Origin of the sequence: Micromonospora sp. NPDC005173 (assembly GCF_040608515.1) — a bacterium.
In the GTDB taxonomy this organism is placed as follows: domain Bacteria; phylum Actinomycetota; class Actinomycetes; order Mycobacteriales; family Micromonosporaceae; genus Micromonospora.
Genome location: NZ_JBEXIK010000002.1, coordinates 65,056 through 81,198, shown reverse-complemented (window position 1 = coordinate 81,198; position 16,143 = coordinate 65,056). Strand labels below are relative to the sequence as shown.

The 16,143-nt window shown below is 72.9% G+C and carries 12 protein-coding genes; 9 read left to right on the top strand and 3 right to left on the bottom strand.

From position 1 onward, the window contains the following. Positions 1-11 precede the first annotated feature (11 nt). Positions 12-953 carry a threonine/serine dehydratase gene (locus tag ABZV00_RS03340; protein WP_328420705.1) on the top strand — a complete coding sequence of 314 codons (942 nt, stop codon included), beginning with the start codon at positions 12-14 and terminating at the stop codon, positions 951-953. Positions 954-996: 43 nt separating this feature from the next. On the opposite strand, the gene ABZV00_RS03335 is transcribed toward ABZV00_RS03340, so the two are convergent. Beyond that, the gene (locus ABZV00_RS03335; protein WP_355601457.1) at positions 997-3,174 is read right to left on the bottom strand and encodes a tetratricopeptide repeat protein; all 2,178 of its coding nucleotides are present in this window, start codon (positions 3,172-3,174) and stop codon (positions 997-999) included. A gap of 284 nt (positions 3,175-3,458) precedes the next feature. Here ABZV00_RS03335 and ABZV00_RS03330 point away from each other — a divergent pair, with 284 nt between their 5' ends. After that, entirely contained in the window at positions 3,459-3,947 is a 489-nt protein-coding gene (locus tag ABZV00_RS03330) for a hypothetical protein (protein ID WP_328420701.1), read from the top strand. A 109-nt stretch (positions 3,948-4,056) separates the two neighbouring features. On the opposite strand, the gene ABZV00_RS03325 is transcribed toward ABZV00_RS03330, so the two are convergent. Then, on the bottom strand, positions 4,057-6,477 hold the full coding sequence (locus ABZV00_RS03325) for a M28 family peptidase (protein ID WP_355601455.1): 2,421 nt from the start codon (positions 6,475-6,477) through the stop codon (positions 4,057-4,059). A gap of 241 nt (positions 6,478-6,718) precedes the next feature. Between ABZV00_RS03325 and ABZV00_RS03320 the strand changes: the two genes are divergently transcribed. From ABZV00_RS03320 to ABZV00_RS03290, 7 genes are all read left to right on the top strand, one after another. Further along, positions 6,719-7,963, top strand: coding sequence for a fused response regulator/phosphatase (locus ABZV00_RS03320; RefSeq protein WP_328420699.1), 1,245 nt, complete (start codon positions 6,719-6,721; stop codon positions 7,961-7,963). Beyond that, on the top strand, positions 7,960-9,702 hold the full coding sequence (locus tag ABZV00_RS03315) for a CHASE3 domain-containing protein (protein WP_355601453.1): 1,743 nt from the start codon (positions 7,960-7,962) through the stop codon (positions 9,700-9,702). Before ABZV00_RS03320 ends, ABZV00_RS03315 begins: the two co-directional genes overlap by 4 nt. After that, positions 9,699-10,151: a response regulator gene (locus ABZV00_RS03310; protein ID WP_328420695.1), complete on the top strand. Its 453-nt coding sequence runs from the start codon at positions 9,699-9,701 to the stop codon at positions 10,149-10,151. Before ABZV00_RS03315 ends, ABZV00_RS03310 begins: the two co-directional genes overlap by 4 nt. Continuing rightward, on the top strand, positions 10,144-10,953 hold the full coding sequence (locus tag ABZV00_RS03305) for an inositol monophosphatase family protein (protein WP_355601451.1): 810 nt from the start codon (positions 10,144-10,146) through the stop codon (positions 10,951-10,953). Before ABZV00_RS03310 ends, ABZV00_RS03305 begins: the two co-directional genes overlap by 8 nt. Before the next feature lie 219 nt (positions 10,954-11,172). Next, positions 11,173-12,147, top strand: a complete 975-nt coding sequence (locus ABZV00_RS03300) for a hypothetical protein (protein ID WP_355602007.1) — start codon at positions 11,173-11,175, stop codon at positions 12,145-12,147. 36 nt (positions 12,148-12,183) lie between these two features. After that, entirely contained in the window at positions 12,184-13,746 is a 1,563-nt protein-coding gene (locus ABZV00_RS03295; RefSeq protein WP_355601449.1) for a fused MFS/spermidine synthase, read from the top strand. 50 nt (positions 13,747-13,796) lie between these two features. Beyond that, positions 13,797-15,437: a serine/threonine-protein kinase gene (locus ABZV00_RS03290; RefSeq protein WP_355601447.1), complete on the top strand. Its 1,641-nt coding sequence runs from the start codon at positions 13,797-13,799 to the stop codon at positions 15,435-15,437. Between the two features lie 34 nt (positions 15,438-15,471). Here ABZV00_RS03290 and ABZV00_RS03285 read toward each other — a convergent pair whose 3' ends face one another. Beyond that, positions 15,472-16,140 carry a TrkA family potassium uptake protein gene (locus tag ABZV00_RS03285; protein ID WP_355601445.1) on the bottom strand — a complete coding sequence of 223 codons (669 nt, stop codon included), beginning with the start codon at positions 16,138-16,140 and terminating at the stop codon, positions 15,472-15,474. Positions 16,141-16,143: the final 3 nt, after the last annotated feature.

The following is a 16,143-nucleotide window of genomic DNA, read 5'->3' as shown; positions in this document are numbered from 1 at the left end:
GGCGTTTTCCCATGGTGGACAGAAGCGACGTCGAGGCGGCTGCGGCGCTGGTCGAGGGGCGGGTCCGGGAAACCCCGGTGTTGACCATCGACGGTGCCGATCTGGGTGTGCCGGGGCAACTCAGCCTCAAGCTGGAGTTGCACCAGCACACCGGCTCGTTCAAGCCGCGCGGCGCGTTCAACCGGATGCTCCAGGGGTCGCTGCCCTCGGCGGGGGTGATCGCCGCCTCGGGTGGCAACCACGGCCTCGCCGTCGCGTACGCGGCCCGCTCGCTGGGCGTGCCGGCGGAGGTCTTCGTGCCGGTCACCGCCTCGCCGGTGAAGGTGCAGCGGCTGGCCGGGCTGGGCGCCCAGGTGCGGCAGGTTGGCCAGCACTACGCGGAGGCGTTGGCGGCGAGCACCCAGCGGGCCGAGGAGACCGGCGCGCTGGTCGTGCACGCGTACGACCAGCCGGAGGTGGTGGCCGGTCAGGGCACCGTCGGTCGGGAGCTGGAACGGCAGCTGGACGGGATCGACACCGTGCTGGTGGCGGTCGGCGGGGGCGGGCTGGTGTCCGGCATCGCCACCTGGTTCGACGGGTCGGTACGCGTCGTCGCCGTCGAGCCCGAGCAGATCCCCACCCTGCACTCCGCCCTCAAGGCCGGCCGGCCGGTCGACATCGAGGTGGGCGGCATCGCCACGGACTCGTTGGGCGCCCGTCGGATCGGCGAGATCGCCTTCGACACGGCCCGCCGGACGGGGGTGGTCTCCGTGCTGGTCCGCGACGAGGACCTGGTGCGGGCGCGCCGGCTGCTCTGGTCGGAGCTGCGGGTCGCCGCCGAGCTGGGCGGCGCCGCGGCGCTGGCCGCGCTGGTCGGTGGCGCGTACGTGCCGCAGGCGGGGGAGCGGGTGGCGTTGATCGTCTGCGGCGGCAACACCGACCCGAGCGACCTGGGCCCGGCCGCCCCGCACTGACCCCGACGCCCGCTGCGCCGAGCCCGCTGCCGGTCGCCGGTGCTCAGCGTCCGGCGGTGGGCCCGGCCGTGTCGTCGCCGTTGCGCAGGCGACGTAGCGCATGTTCCACCTGCAGAGTGTCCAGGTGGGTGTCTCCGAGCAGCCGCCGCCGGTCGGCCAGCAACTGCTCGTACGCCTCGATCGCCGGGTCGAGACGCCCGTCGAGCAGCAGGAGCGCGGCCAGGGTGGCCCGGATGGCGAGCACCTCGCTGCGGTCGGCGTGCCGAGGCTCGACGGTTGCCAGGGTGGCCCGCAGCTCCGTCTCCGCCTCGTCGAGCCGGCCCTGCTCCTGCATACAGCGGGCCAGCGTGTGCCGGGCCTGCCAGGTCTCCGGCTGGTTGAGCGGCCAGGTGCGGTACCGGACCTCCAGGATGGCGTGCAGCATCTCCTCGGCCTCGGCGGCCCGGCGTTGGGCGAGCACGGCCAGCGCGAGGCTGTGCCGCACCACCATGGTGTCCCAGTGCTCCGGACCGCGGACCTGGTCTTCGGCAATGACGATCTGCCGCAGCTCCAGCTCGGCCTCTGGCCACTGACGCTGCGCCATGATCGCCTTGGTCAGCTTGTGCCGGCTGGCCAGCGTGTCGGCGTCGTCGCTGCCGAGCACCCTGGTCCGGTCCGCGATCACGTCGCGGAGCACCCGCTCGGCCATCTCCGGCTGGTTCCGCTCCAGCCAGGTGCGGCCCAGCTCGTGCCGCAGCGCCAGTACCTGAGGCCGGTCGCGCTCGTGGTCGTACGCGGCACAACCGCGCACGATCGGGTCGAGGATGTCGAAGGCCGAGCCCGGCAGGCCGACCGCGATGAGGTAGCGGGCGGTGAGCCGGGCCAGCTCCAGCGCCCGGCGTACCGTCTCGGGGTCGTGTTTCTGCTGCTGCGGCACGAGGTATTCGCGGACCGCCTCGACCAGGTGCGGCACCAGCACGTCCCAGTTGGCCCAGACGGCCGAGTCGTCCGGGCTCTGCCCGTCGGTGGCGGCGAGCAGCAGCCTCATCACCAGCCCGTGGTACTCGGCGATCTGCTCGCGGACCTCGTCCCGGTCCCGGAACATCGCGTGCACCAGCGGGTGCAGCGACAGCACGTGTGCGAAGGCCGGGTCGGTGACGTCCTCCCGGACGTCGAAGTCGACCAGGGCGAGGTCCCCGATGCCCTCCAGCACCTTCACCCGCTGCCGACCGGTGAGCCCTTCGAACAGTGGCGACCCGGCCAGGATGGCCGGCTTGAGCACCACCTCGTAGGGCACCGGGGAGATGCTCAGGCAGGCCAGCACGTTGAGCAGTGGGCGGCTCTGCTGGAGCTGGCGGCGGGCCAGCAGGTCCAGTGAGATGTCGTCGACCTCGCGGACGATCTCCAGGCCGAGTGACTCGTCGAGGTCGATGTCGGCGGCGTCGCGCGGCGAGCGGAACCGGCGCTCCACCGCAGCCCGGTAGTCGGCGAAGGTGGTGATGGTGGAGGAGCCGCGCCAGACCGGGCTGGCGTTGACCGACCGGAGGTAGTTGCCGGCCGCGCGCAGGGCCAGCGGCAACCCGCCCAGCTCCCGGGCCAGCTCCCGGGCGTCGGCCAGGTCACCGGCCTGCGGGCCGGCCCGGTCGATCAGCACCTGCGCGCCGGCGTCGGCGTCGAGCGGGCGCACCTGGTGCAGAGTCGACCAGGTGCCCCAGGTGCTCCGGTTGCCGTCCCGGGTGGTCACCAGGACCATGCCGTCCTCTGCCTCCGGGCTGCGCAGCCAGCCGGTGCCGTCGGCGAGCACCCCGTCGGTGGGGCCGAGCGTGCCGGGCTCGTCCACGCTGTCGAAGATCAGCAGCCAGGGCTGCCCGGCCTGGTTGAGGTAGCGCCAGACCAGGTCCGTTGCGCTGATCATCCCGGCCCATGCCTGGTCGACCTGGGTTTCCGAGGCGCCGAGTTGGCTGACCACCTCGCGCATCCCCGAGTTGAGCCGGCCCGCCTGCACCCACCAGACGGTCCGTCCGTCCGAACGGGCACGGCGGGCGATCTCCAGGGCGACGTGGCTCTTACCGGAGCCGCCCATGCCGCAGAGGATGTGCACCGAGGCCCGGTCCCCGGCGATCTCCCGTTGCCGCATGATCTCGTCGATCAGGTCGTCCCGCCCGTGCAACGGGCAGTCCAGCCGCCCGAGCGGCGGGTCGACAGAGACCCGACTCGGCCGGTCGTAAGCCGGCCGGGGCACGCCGGCATCGTCGGGTGGAACGTCCGCAGTCAATGCGGTCCCCCTTCGGTGGCGAAATTGCGGCGGGGTAGGCGACAGAAAAGATCATGTCCAGCTGGTGGACAGTGGGAGGGATTGTCGCTCGCACCACGCCAACCGCAAGGATATCCACCACCGTACTGACTCGCACACTCTCCGTTTAGGTCACCCGCGTGACCGGAATCGGTGCCGCCATTTCCATTTCGCGATAGATTCGGGCCGATCCGCCGTACGGGACACTCGCCTGGCGCATCCACGATGGACGCATGAACTGGTCGCCACACCAGGCCGCCGTCGACTGGGGTTCCGTGCCGGACTGGTTTGGCGCGGTCGGCTCGATCGCCAGCGTCCTGTTCGTCTACCTTGGACTGCGCCGGGAGATCCGTGCCCGCCGGACCGACGAGCTGCGGGTCCGGGCCACCCAGGCCCGGCTGATCTCGGCGGTGGCCGAGATCCGGGGCAACTCGGTGCTCCGGGTGACCGTGGCCAACGAGAGCGACGCCCCGGTGCTGGACGTGACGGTGCTGCCGCGGCTCGTCCCGCCCGACGATCCGGAGGGCACGCCCACCGAGTTGGCCGCGGTGAAACAGGTGCGCCGGATACACGGTCGGGACAGTCACGAACTGTTCGTCACCGTGACGGCGGAGCATCGGTTGCGCGCGGCCGACACCGTTCTGGTGGATCTCACGTACACCGATCACGACGGAAACCGCTGGCGGCGCAGCGGCGCCGGCCAACCCGAACCGGCGAGCTGACCGGATATCGCCGGGCGGATCCGCAACGGCGCCATGCGGCATTTCCGATCGGTACGCACGGCCGGTGGCCCGCCGGAGAACTGGCTCCGCCGGACCACCGGCCCGTCCGTCACAGGGGATAGGTGCGGGCAACCGCCAGCATCTCGGAGCTGTGCGAGCCGACGACGCCGACGGCTGGCGGCCGGGGGCGGAAGCCGGGCAGCGCGTCCAGCCCGTCACTGGCGTCCATCGCCCGCAGCGCCACCTGCCCGGCGATCGGTCGCAGGGTCAGCGTGACCTCGATCCCCTCGGCCGGCGGGGCGTGGAAGACCAGCCCGAAGCCCCACCTGCCCGCGCGGGGCTCCACCGGCACCGACCGACCGGCCACCTCGGCCCGCAGCACGGTGGCGGTCGACGTGTCGACGTGCAGGGTGGCCAGCCGCGCCACCCGCTGCGGGGTGAGCCGCAGCCGCAGCGTGCGTTCGCCGCCCGCGACGCTGTCGGCCAGCACCTCCAGCTTCGGCGCCGGCAGGCTCGCCGCCTGCGCCGGGCCGGCCCGCAGCTCACCATCGCCGAGCCCGGGGAATTCGTCCCCGACGTCGGTCACCCCGTCCACGTAGCCATCGGTCCACGGCTGCGGATCGGTCTCGTGGCTCAGCCAGCGGGCCTGGCCGGTGCCCGCGTCCATGGCGTACATCAGGTGGGTGGGCGCGGGGTGGGCGGCGTCGAAGCGGTCCACGGCCAGACCGACTCCCGCGAGCACCACCGCCGCCACGGCGGCGGCCCCGGCCGGCAGCACCGCGAGCCGCCGGGCCCGCAACGCCCGCATCCCGCGCTGGCCACCGGCCTGCGGATGCAGCAGGTCGACCACTGGCAGCGCGGCCAGGCCGAGCAGCACCGCGACCAGCGCGGCCACGCCGCCCATGGCCATCCCCAGCGCGGGGAAGAGCAGCACCACGGTCGGCAGCAGGATGACCACGCCGACCGCGCTGGCGGCGGTCACCGCCACCACCGGCCACGGCCCGGTCTGCCGGGTGCGCAGCGCGACCAGCCCGCCGAGGGCGCCGGCCAGCGCCGGCAGGGTGGTGAGGTACGCCCCGCCGGGCACCGCCACGGCGAGCAGCACCCCGAGCAGGGCCAGCCAGGCCAGCCCGCCGACGGCGAGCGCGGCCGGCCCGATCCGGCGGCGGGTCAGCGCGTACCAGGTGAACAGGATGGCGGCGGCGAGCGCCAGCACGGCCAACCGGAACCAGATCGGCCGGTACGGGTCGAGCAGTTCGGCGTACCCCGGCCGGATCGCGGTGATCGCCATCCAGAGCAGCTGTGCGGCGAGCGGCGCGGCCACGATCGGCACCAGGGCCAGTCCGAAGCCGGCGGCAAGCCGGCCGGTGCTGGCCCGACCCCGCCGACGGGTCAGCCAGCCCAGCGCGGCCACCGCGAGCACTGCCAGCAGGGCCAGCGGCAGGGTGAGCCAGCCGGGGTAGCGGACCAGCCCGCCGGGGACCGGGAAGTAGGTGGCGTCGTTCCCGGAGCGTAGGTCGGTCAGGTCGGTGCGGCCGAACTCCCGGGCCAGACCCAGCGCGTTGTCCCCATGCTGCTGGAGGCTGCCCCGATCCATCGATGCCGGGGTGTCCAGTGGCGTGTGGTAGATCGCGCCACCGTCGATGTACGCCGAGTTCAGACCGACGAACTTCCGGTCCAGGAACGCGGTGAAGTCGGTGTCGTTGGGCAGCGCGCGGTAGATCTCCACGGCGAACGAGGTGCCGACCGGGTGCGGGGCGGCGCGGCCGAAGACGTCCACCAGCTTCGCGTTGTTCCGGGACGTCTCGAACATGATCACGGGGCCGGTCGAGCCGCGCGCCTCCAGGTTGAGCACCACCCCACCGTCGGCGGCCAGCGGATGGCTGGCGGCGAACGCGGAGGCGCCGCAGAGGCACGCCTCCTCGGCGTCGGTCAGCACGAAGACGATGTCGTTGCGCGGCCGGGGGCCGGCCGCCAACGCCCGGGCGACCTCCAGAATGGCGGAGGTGCCGGCCGCGTCGTCGTTGCCGCCCGGCCCGGTCTGCACCGAGTCGTAGTGGGCGACCAGGAAGACCCGGCCCGTCGGGTCGGTGCCGGGCAGCCGGGCCACCACGTTGCGTACCCGGGCCAGGGTGGCCCCACCTGCCGCCCCGCTGAGCTGGCCGGCTTCCGGGGCGACGGTGTCCTGCACCTCGGTCTCCAGGCCCAGCCCGCGCAACTGCTGCTCGATGTGCGCGCGGACCTGGTCGTTGGCCGGGCTGCCGGCGACGTGCGACCGGGCTGCGATGACCTGGACGTCCTCGTACGCCCGGCTGGCGCTGAACGCGTCCGCCGGCGCGTCGGCCGCCCTCGGCGCCGGGGTGCGCAGGTCCAGCAGGCCGCCGGCGCCGACGGCGACCAGCGCGACGAGGGCGGCCACGGCGGCCGCGAGCCGCCGGCGGGGCCGGGCCAGCGCACGGTCGGCGAGGGGTACGTCCGGACCCGTGCGGGCCGGCCTGCCCTTCGTGACGGGGGTGGGGGGTGCGCCCACGGGAACTCCTCGGGGTGGTGGGGCCTGGGGTGGCACCATCCTTCCCCTAGGCGGCTCCGGGTGGGACGGCCGGACGTCCTGGCCTCCACCGCCGCCCGGTTTGTCCTTCGCGGGCAGTGATCCGGCCCATTACCGGTCGCGCCGACGCCATCGTGTTGTGTCCGACCGTTGTCTAATACAGGATCAGCAGGGCACTCGGAAGGAGCCCGACATCACCAGCGATCTCCCGCGCCTCGCGGCGGTGACCCGGCCGCACCGGGGAGCCGGCCTGGCCGGTTCCCCCGTTGTGCCGTACCCGCACGGCGGCCTGTCGAGGCACGCCAACCTGCCGCCGGGCGAGCGGTTGCGCGTGCTGCTGGTGGAGGACGACGAGGGTGACGCCTTCCTCGTCGGTGAGCTGCTCGCCGAGACGAACTCGATGATCGACCTCCTGATCGCCAGCAGCCTCAGCGAGGCGCGGCAACGGATCAGCAACGTCGACTGTGTCCTGCTCGACCTGGGCCTGCCGGACGCGCAGGGGCTGGACGGGCTGCGCCAGGTGCTGGAGATGTCCAGCGGCGCGGCGGTCTGCGTGCTCACCGGCCGCTCGGACGAGCACCTCGGCATCGTGGCGGTCGCCGAGGGCGCGCAGGACTACCTGGTCAAGGGCCAGGTCGACGGGGTGCTGCTGACCCGGGCGCTGCGCTACGCGGTGGAGCGCAAACGCGCCGACGAGAACGCCCGCCGGCTGCGCGAGGTCGAGCTGCGCCAGGCCGAGTCGGCTCGGCTCGAACGCGGCCTGCTGCCCCAGCCACTGATGACGACCGACCAGGTGGCGGTGCACACCTTCTACCGACCCGGCAGGCACGCCGCGCTGATCGGCGGCGACTTCTTCGACGTGGTGCAGACCAGTCCGGACCGTCTCTACCTGATCGTCGGGGACGTCTGCGGGCACGGCGTGGACGAGGCCGCGCTCGGCGTCGAGCTGCGGGTGGCCTGGCGGGCACTGGTGCTCGCCGGCGTACCGGACGACGAGGTGCTGCCCGCGCTGGAGCAGGTGCTGATGAGCGAGCGCCGGCTCCAGGAGATCTTCGCGACGGTGGCCACCGCCCGACTGGACCTGGACGCCAACCGGGCCACCGTCCGACTCGCCGGGCATCCGCCGCCGCTGCTGCTCTCCGGCGGCCGGGTCGTTCCGGTGCCCGCGCCCGGCGGCCTGCTGCTGGGCGTACGACCCCGCCGGCCGATCGCCTACGACCTGGAGTTCGACACCGATGACTGGTCCCTGCTGATGTACACCGACGGCCTGATCGAGGGGCGGGTGGGCACGAGCAACGAGCGGCTCGACGTGCCAGGTCTGAGCGGGCTGCTCGATGAGCCGGCGAACCGCCAGGTGCCGCTGCCCGAGCTGCCGGCGTGGCTGGTCGGCCGGGCCGAGCAGATCAACGGTGGCCCGCTCGCCGACGACGTTGCCATGCTGCTGGTCAGCCGGGGCGGTGGCCGGTGACGCCGGTGGTCGGCGGCTGGAGTCTGCGCCGCAGGGTCATCACCCTGCTCACCGTCGTTGGCGTGCTGCTGATCGGCCTGGCCGCCGCCGAGGCGGCGATGGCGGCCCGCAACCGCACCCAGATCGACGCCATCCTGAACAAGACCGGCCCGCTGCGGGTGCAGGCGCAGGAACTGCTCAACGCGGTGCTCGACCAGGAGACGGGGGTCCGCGGGTACGCGGTCAGCGGTGACCCGGCCGACCTTGAGCCGTACCGGGCGGGGCTCGACCAGGAGAAGGACCTCGTCGCCTCGATGCGCACGCTGCTCGATGACTATCCACAGATCGGCCAGGAGCTGCGGACCGTCGAGGAGCGTGCCGAGCAGTGGCGGCAGGTGGTGGCGGAGCCGGTGATCACCACCACCGACCAGCGCGGCACCACCGCCGGCCAGGCGTTGGTCAACGACCAGGCCCGGCAGCAGTTCGACCAGGTCCGGTCGGCGGTCGGCGACCTTCAGCAGGAGATCCTGACCGCCCGGGAAGAGGCCGCGGCCGCCGTGCGTAGCAGCAGCAACGTGCTGGTCGTGCTCCTGATCATCGCCGCGTTGGTGGTGGTCGTCGCCGGCACGGTGCTGCTGCTCTCCCTGGACCGGATGGTGATCCGGCCACTCGTCGGGCTGGCCGACCAGGTCCGCGAGGTCGCCGACGGCGACTACCAGCACGGCATCGCCACCACCGGCCCGCCGGAGTTCATCCGGCTCGCTGAGGACGTGGACGCGATGCGCCAGAAGATCGCCTCCGACCTGGCCGAGGTGCGGGAGGCGCGCGAGCGCATCGAGTGGGTCAACACCCAGCTCCAGAAGCAGGCCGAGGAGCTCACCCGGTCCAACCGCGACCTGGAGCAGTTCGCGTACGTGGCCTCACACGACCTCCAGGAGCCGCTGCGCAAGGTGGCCAGCTTCTGCCAGCTGCTCCAGCGCCGCTACGCCGGGCAGCTCGACGAGCGGGCTGACCAGTACATCGCCTTCGCGGTGGACGGCGCGCAGCGGATGCAGCGGCTGATCAACGACCTGCTCGCGTTCTCCCGGATCGGCCGGCTCACCGCGGGCTTCGTCGATGTCGACCTCAACAAGGTGATGGGCGACGTGGCCGGCCAGACCGAGGCCGCCCGGCAGTACGCCGACGCCGAGCTGACCTGGACCGAGCTGCCGGTGATCCGGGGCGAAGAGCCGCTGCTCACCAACCTGCTGGCCAACCTGGTCAGCAACTCGATCAAGTTCCGCCGCCCGGACGTGCCGCCGAAGGTGCACGTCTCGGCCCGGCTGGTCGGGACCGAGTGGGAGATCACCTGCCAGGACAACGGCATCGGGATCGAGCCGGAGTTCGCCGACAAGATCTTCGTGATCTTCCAGCGGCTGCACTCGAAGGATGCGTACCCGGGCACCGGCATCGGGTTGGCCATCGCCAAGAAGATCGTGGAATACCACGGCGGCCGGGTCTGGGTGGACACCGACGTGCCGGAGGGCACCGCCATCCGGTTCACCCTGCCGGCGCTGCCCGAGGCCATCGAGGCGGCCGCCACGGCCGCCGAGACGCCGGAGCAGCCGCCGGTCGAGGGTGACGCGACGGGCGAATCCGAGCCCTCGGCCGAGACGCCGCCCGCGCTGCCGGAGCAGTCCGCCGAGGCGGACCGGCCGGACCGGGCCGACGGGTCCCGGGAAAGCGGTAGAACGGGTGACATGAGGGAGACGGTGGGATGACCGCGCCAGCGGACGGCAAGAGCCCGATCGAGGTCCTGCTCGTGGAGGACGATCCGGGTGACGTGTTGATGACCCAGGAGGCGTTCGAGGAGCACAAGCTGCGCAACCGGCTGACCGTCGTGTCCGACGGCGCCGAGGCGCTCGCCTACCTGCGGCAGGAGGGCCAGTACGCCGACGCGGTGATGCCCGACCTGATCCTGCTCGACCTCAACCTGCCGCGCCGGGACGGCCGGGAGGTGCTGGAAGAGATCAAGAAGGACGAGGAACTGCGCCGGATCCCGGTGGTGGTGCTCACCACCTCGCAGGCCGACGAGGACATCCTGCGCAGCTACCAGCTGCACGCCAACGCCTACGTGACCAAGCCGGTGGACTTCGAGCGCTTCATCTCGGTGGTCCGCCAGATCGACGAGTTCTTCGTCAGCGTGGTCAAGCTGCCGCCGCGTGGCTGACACCCTGCTCGACGACGTCAGTGACCTGCTCCGGGAGGCCGCCGACCAGATCGTGCTGCCGCTGTTCCGCAAGCTCGACGAGGCGGACGTGTCGGAGAAGGCGCCCGGCGAGGTGGTCACCATCGCCGACCGCCGGGCCGAGGAGCTGATCTCCGCGAGGCTGCGCCGGCTGCGGCCGGGCTCGATGGTGGTCGGTGAGGAGGGCGTCGCCGACGATCCAGGGCTGCTGCGGCACCTGCGCGACGGCGGGGACGTCTGGCTGGTGGACCCGATCGACGGCACCGCCAACTTCGCCGCCGGCCGACGACCGTTCGCGCTGATGGTGGCGTTGCTGACCGACGGGCGGCTGACCGCCGGCTGGATCCTCGACCCGCTGGCCGAGACCCTGGCCGCCGGCTGGGCCGACGACGGCACCCTGCTCAACGGCCGGCCGGTGGGCGGCGCGGTCGGGGTGCCGCCGCTGGGCGAGCTGCGCGGCGCGGCCATGACCCGCTTCCTGCCACCGGAGGCCCGGGACCGGGTCCGCGCCGGCGGCCGGCGGCTCGGCGAGTTGCTGCCTGGCCAGCACTGCGCCGGCCGCGAGTACCTGGACATCCTCACCGGCGAGCAGCAGTTCACCCTCTTCTGGCGCACCCTGCCGTGGGACCACGCCCCAGGTGCCCTGCTGGTCCGCGCGGCCGGTGGCGTTGCCCGTCGGTTCGACGGCGTCGACTATCACCCTGCCGGCGAGGGGCGAGGCCTGCTCGTCGCGGCCAACGAGCAGGTCTGGGCCGAGGTGCACGACGCCCTGCTCGGCTCCTGATCCACGCAGTCCGCGACGGTGGCAGCACGCTGCGTCGACACCGGAGCGGCGGGGCGGGCACGGGGCTGGTCACCGGCGCTCGTTCCGGTATCGTGACCGGCGGTCTCCGCCAGCAGGCCGCCGATCGGCGCCGGCGGGGACGCCGCCGTGCAGTGGAGTTCACCGGGGGCCGGCGGTCGACGGAAGGACGCTTTCGTGCCCAGGACCAGGCTCAGTCAGCTGCTCGCTCTGCTCGCTACCGTCACGCTGGTGCTCGCCGGTGGTGCGGTGCCCGCGTACGCGGAGCCCGGTGAGGGCGGCAGCAAGAAGCTGCAGGACGCGCTGGAGCTGACCGCCAAGGGCCACATCGAGGCCAAGGCCAAGCTGGACAACTCCAAGCGCCGGCAGACCGCCCTCAGCGGCGAGCTGACCACCGTCGAAGCCCGGCTGGTCGGGCTCACCGCCCAGGTTGGCGAGGTGGCCGCGCAGTCGTACCGGGTCGGTCGGCTCACCCCGGCGTCGATGCTGCTCAACACCGCCACGCCGCAGGCGTTCCTGCAACGCGCTTCCGACCTCGACCTGATGGCGCAGCGGGACAGCAAGCGGCTGCGCGATCTCGCCGACGCCCGGCAGCAGGCGCAGCAGGCCAAGGTCGCCATCGACGCCGAGGTCCGCGAGCAGCAGAAGCAGCTCGCCGTGATGGCGAAGAAGAAGAAGGAGGCCGAGGCGGCGCTCGCCGAGGTCAGCTCGGGCAGCAGCAACGGTTTCAGCGGCGGCAGCTCCGCCTCGGCGAAGCCGGCTCCGCGCAACCCCGACGGTTCCTGGCCGTCGGAGTCCTGCTCGGTGGACGACCCGACCACCTCCGGCTGCATCACCCCCCGCACCCTCAACGCGCTCAAGCAGACCCAGGCGGCCGGCTACAAGCGGTACGTCTCCTGCAAACGCGAGGGTGGCGGCGGTGAGCACCCGAAGGGGCGGGCCTGCGACTTCGCGGCTGCCACCAACGGCTTCGAGGACCGCAACGCGACCGGCGGCGACAAGGCGTACGGGGACAGCCTGGCCGCCTGGCACGTGCGCAACGCCGACCGGCTGGGCGTGCTCTACGTGATCTGGTACCGGCAGATCTGGCACCCCGGCACCGGCTGGCGCTCGTACAGCGGCAGCGGCAGCCCGGCAGCGAGCCACACGAACCATGTTCATCTCTCGATGTACTGACCCGGAGCACCAGCTTCGCTGCGTACCATCGCGACGATGAGCTCCCCACCGTCCGACGTGGCCGCCCCGCAGGCGTCCTCGGCCTCGTCCGTGCCGATCACCGGCCGGGCGCTGCCCAACGGCCTGGCCGCCTTTCTGGTCTTCTTCTCCAGCGGCGCCGTACTGGTGCTGGAGACCGTCGCGCTGCGCCTGGTCGGCCCGTACGTCGGGGTGACCCTCCAGGTGACCAGCTCGGTCATCGGCATCGCGCTGGCCGCGATCGCGTACGGGGCGTGGTCCGGTGGCTGGCTGGCCGACCGGCGCAACCCGCGGGGTCTGCTGGCGCCGGCGCTGGTGCTGGCCGGCATCGCCACCGCGATCACCCTGCCGGTGGTCCGGTACGCCGGTGAGGTGCTGCGCGGCGGTGCGGCGACCGCCATCCTGCTGCTGGTGGCGCTGGCCGTGTTCGTGCCGGCGGCGCTGCTGGCGGCGGTCACCCCGCTGGTGGTGAAGCTCCAGCTCGCCGACCTGCGCCGGACCGGCCAGGTGGTCGGGCGGCTGTCCGGGATCGGCACCCTGGGCGGCATCACCGCCACCCTGCTCACCGGCTTCGTGCTGGTCGCCGCGCTACCCAGCACGGTGATCCTGCTCGCGCTGGCGATCGCGCTCGGTCTGGCCGGCATCGGCCTCGGCTGGTACCTGCGCCGGCAGGCGCCCACCGAGCTGCCCGGTCCGGCCCGGGCCCGGGCCGCGCTGGCCGTGCTCGGCCTGGTCGGGGCGGGGCTGACCACCGTGGCGCCGAACCCGTGCGACATCGAGACGGCGTACCACTGCGCCCGGGTGACGTCCGACCCGGACCGGCCCAGCGGGCGCACGCTGCTGCTCAACTCGGCCCAGCACTCGTACGTGGACCTGGCCGACCCGAAGCACCTGGAGTACGCGTACACGAAGTGGATCGGCGCGGTCGCCGACGTGGCCGCGCCGGCCGGGCAGCGGTTGGACGCGCTGCACCTGGGCGGCGGCGGGTTCACCGTGCCGCGCTACCTGACCGCCACCCGGCCGGGCACCGACAACGTGGTGTTCGAGATCGACGGCGGGCTGGTCGAGCTGGGCGAGCGGGAGTTGGGCGTACGCCCGGGGCCGGAGCTGCGGGCGGTGGTGGGTGACGCCCGGATGCTGGTCGTCGGTGAGCCGACGGACAGCCGTGACCTGGTGGTCGGCGACGCGTTCGGCCACCTGGTGGTGCCCTGGCACCTGGCCACCCGCGAAATGGCCGCCGAGGTCCGGCGGGTGACCCGCCCCGGTGGGGTGTACGTGCAGAACGTCATCGACTATCCGCCGCTGCGGTTCATCCGCGCGGAGCTGGCCACGGTGGCCGCCGAGTTCGAGCACATCGCGTTGATCGCCCCGCCGGAGGCGCTCGCCGAGGAGCAGGGTGCCAACTTCCTCATCGTCGCCTCCGACGCGCCACTGCCGCTGGCCGCCGTCCGCGCCCGGCTCGACGAGGTCGATCGGCAGGTGAGCCTGCTGTCCGGCCCGGAGCTGACGGATTTCATCGGTGCCGCGTTGGTGCTGACCGACGACTACGCCCCGGTGGACCAACTGCTGGCGACCGCCTGAACGGGTGACATTCCTGACCGATTCCGATACTTGAGGTGTAGCCGGGCCCCGTGCGGGCAACAACGGCCACCATGGGTGGTGGGGACCGGAACAGCGCGCAACTCCTCGATGAGCGGTACCGGCTCGTCGAGCAGCTCGGCGCGGGCGGCATGTCGGTGGTCTGGCGGGGCTACGACGAGGTGCTCGGCCGCCAGGTCGCGGTGAAGGTGCTGGCCTCCCGGCTGGCCAGCGACCGGGCCTTCCGGCACCGGATCCGGATTGAGGCGCAGGCCGCCGCGCGGCTCTGCCACCCGCACATCACCAACGTGTACGACTACGGCGAGTCCCAACAGGTCGGCCTGACCGTGCCGTACGTGGTGATGGAGCTGGTCGACGGCGGTTCGCTGGCCAACCGGCTGGGCCGGGAAGGCCGCCTGCCCTGGCGGGAGGCGGTGACCGTCGGCGCGGAGGTCAGCTCCGCGCTCGCCACCGCGCATGCCCGCGGCGTGGTGCACCGCGACGTCACCCCGGGCAACGTGATGCTCACCTCGACCGGGGTCAAGGTGGTCGACTTCGGTATCTCCGCGCTGGTGGGGGAGAGCGAGAAGGGCCCGGACGGGACACTGCTGGGCACGCCCGCGTACCTCGCACCGGAGCGGCTGGACAACGGCCAGGTCTCCCCGGCCACCGACGTGTACGCCGTGGGGCTGCTGCTCTACCGGATGCTCACCGGCCGGTTGCCGTGGCAGGCCAGCACGACCACGCAGATGCTGCGCGCGCACATGTACAACGAACCGGAGCCGATGCAGGCCGTGCCGGGGCTGCCCGACGAGGTGACCGACCTGGTGCGGCGCTGCCTGGCCAAGCAGCCCGGGGACCGGCCGGCCACCGCCGAGCTGGCCCGCACCCTCGCCGACGCGGCCGGAATGCTGGCGGCGGTGCCGGTCTCGCCGGCCGCCGGACCGCTGGACCCGGCCGCGCTGGCCAGCGCGGGCACCACGATCCTGCCCTGGTCGGCGGAGACCGACGCGCTGCCGCTGTCCCGTACCCGCAACCGGATCCGGCGGGCGAACCGGCGCCGACGGGTGGAGGCCGGAGTGGCCGCCGCCAGCCTGATCGCCGTCACCGGGGCGCTGTGGGGGTTCACCTCGCGCAGCCCGGCCAGCGGTGAGGACCGGCCGCCGACCGAGGCCCGGATGGGTCTGCCGAAGGCGGCGCCCTGCGAGGTGGCGTACGCGCTGCGTGCGGACTCCGGCAAGGACTTCGCCGCCGAGCTGACCCTGACCAACACCGGGGGCAGCGAGCTGCGTGACTGGACGATGAGCTTCACCTTTCCGGGTCAGCAGACGGTGACGAAGGCGGAGCCGACCCCGGTGCACCAGCAGGGGCGCACGGTCCTGATCCGGCCGGCGGCCCAGCGCGCCACGTTGGCGCCCGGCGCGGCCGAGAAGCTCACCCTGGCCGGGAAGTACAGCGGGGCGAACCCGCTGCCGGTGGAGTTCCGGCTCGGCGACGCGACCTGCGGGGTACGGGTCTCCGGGGTGGCCGGCACGGCTCCGTCCACCGCCCCGCCGAAGAAGCCGGCCACGAAGGCCCCGGCGAAGGCGGCGACGGTCCGTGGCGGCTCGGGTCCGGCCAGTGGCACCACGAAGGCCAAGCCCGCGAAGCCCAGCAAGGGCAAGGGTGGCGGTTCGGGAAAAGCGGAAAAGTGACCAAGGGTCACGGCGGCGGGAAGAAGTGGGCCGCTCAGCGCTGCCCCGCGAACCGTTGCACCTGGTCGATCCCGCCCTCCACGACCAGCACCACACCCTCGGACAGCGCCATGCTGTCGGAGGCGTACCGGAAGCGCTCGCCCGGCAGCTTCGCGCCGACCACCCGGACCCCGTAGCGCTCCTCCGGACGCAGGTCGAGCAGGGTCCGCCCGACCAGGGACTCCGGCACCCGGACAGTGGCGATCGCGAAGTCGTCGTCGAACTCGATGAAGTCGAGCAGCCGGCTGACGATCAGGTGCGCCACCCGGTCGCCGGTCTCCGCCTCGGGGAAGATCACGTGGTGCGCACCGACCGACGACAAGATCTTGGCGTGCTTCTGCGAGGTCGCCCGCGCCCAGATCTGCGGCAGGCCCAGCTCGACCAGCGCCAGCACGGTGAGGACGCTCGCCTCCACCGACGCCCCGATGGCCACCACCGCCCGCCCGAAGCCGGCAACGCCGAGCTGCCGCAGCGCCCCCTCCTCGGTCGCGTCGGCCTGGACGACCCGGTCGAGCTGAGCCGACCAGCGCTGGACCTGTTCCGGGTTGCGGTCGATGGCCAGCACCTCGCGGTCCATCCGGCTCAGCGACCCCGCCAGGTGGCAGCCGAACCGACCCAGCCCGATCACCACGACGCCGCGGCCGTCCGCGCGTCTAGCTGACACCTC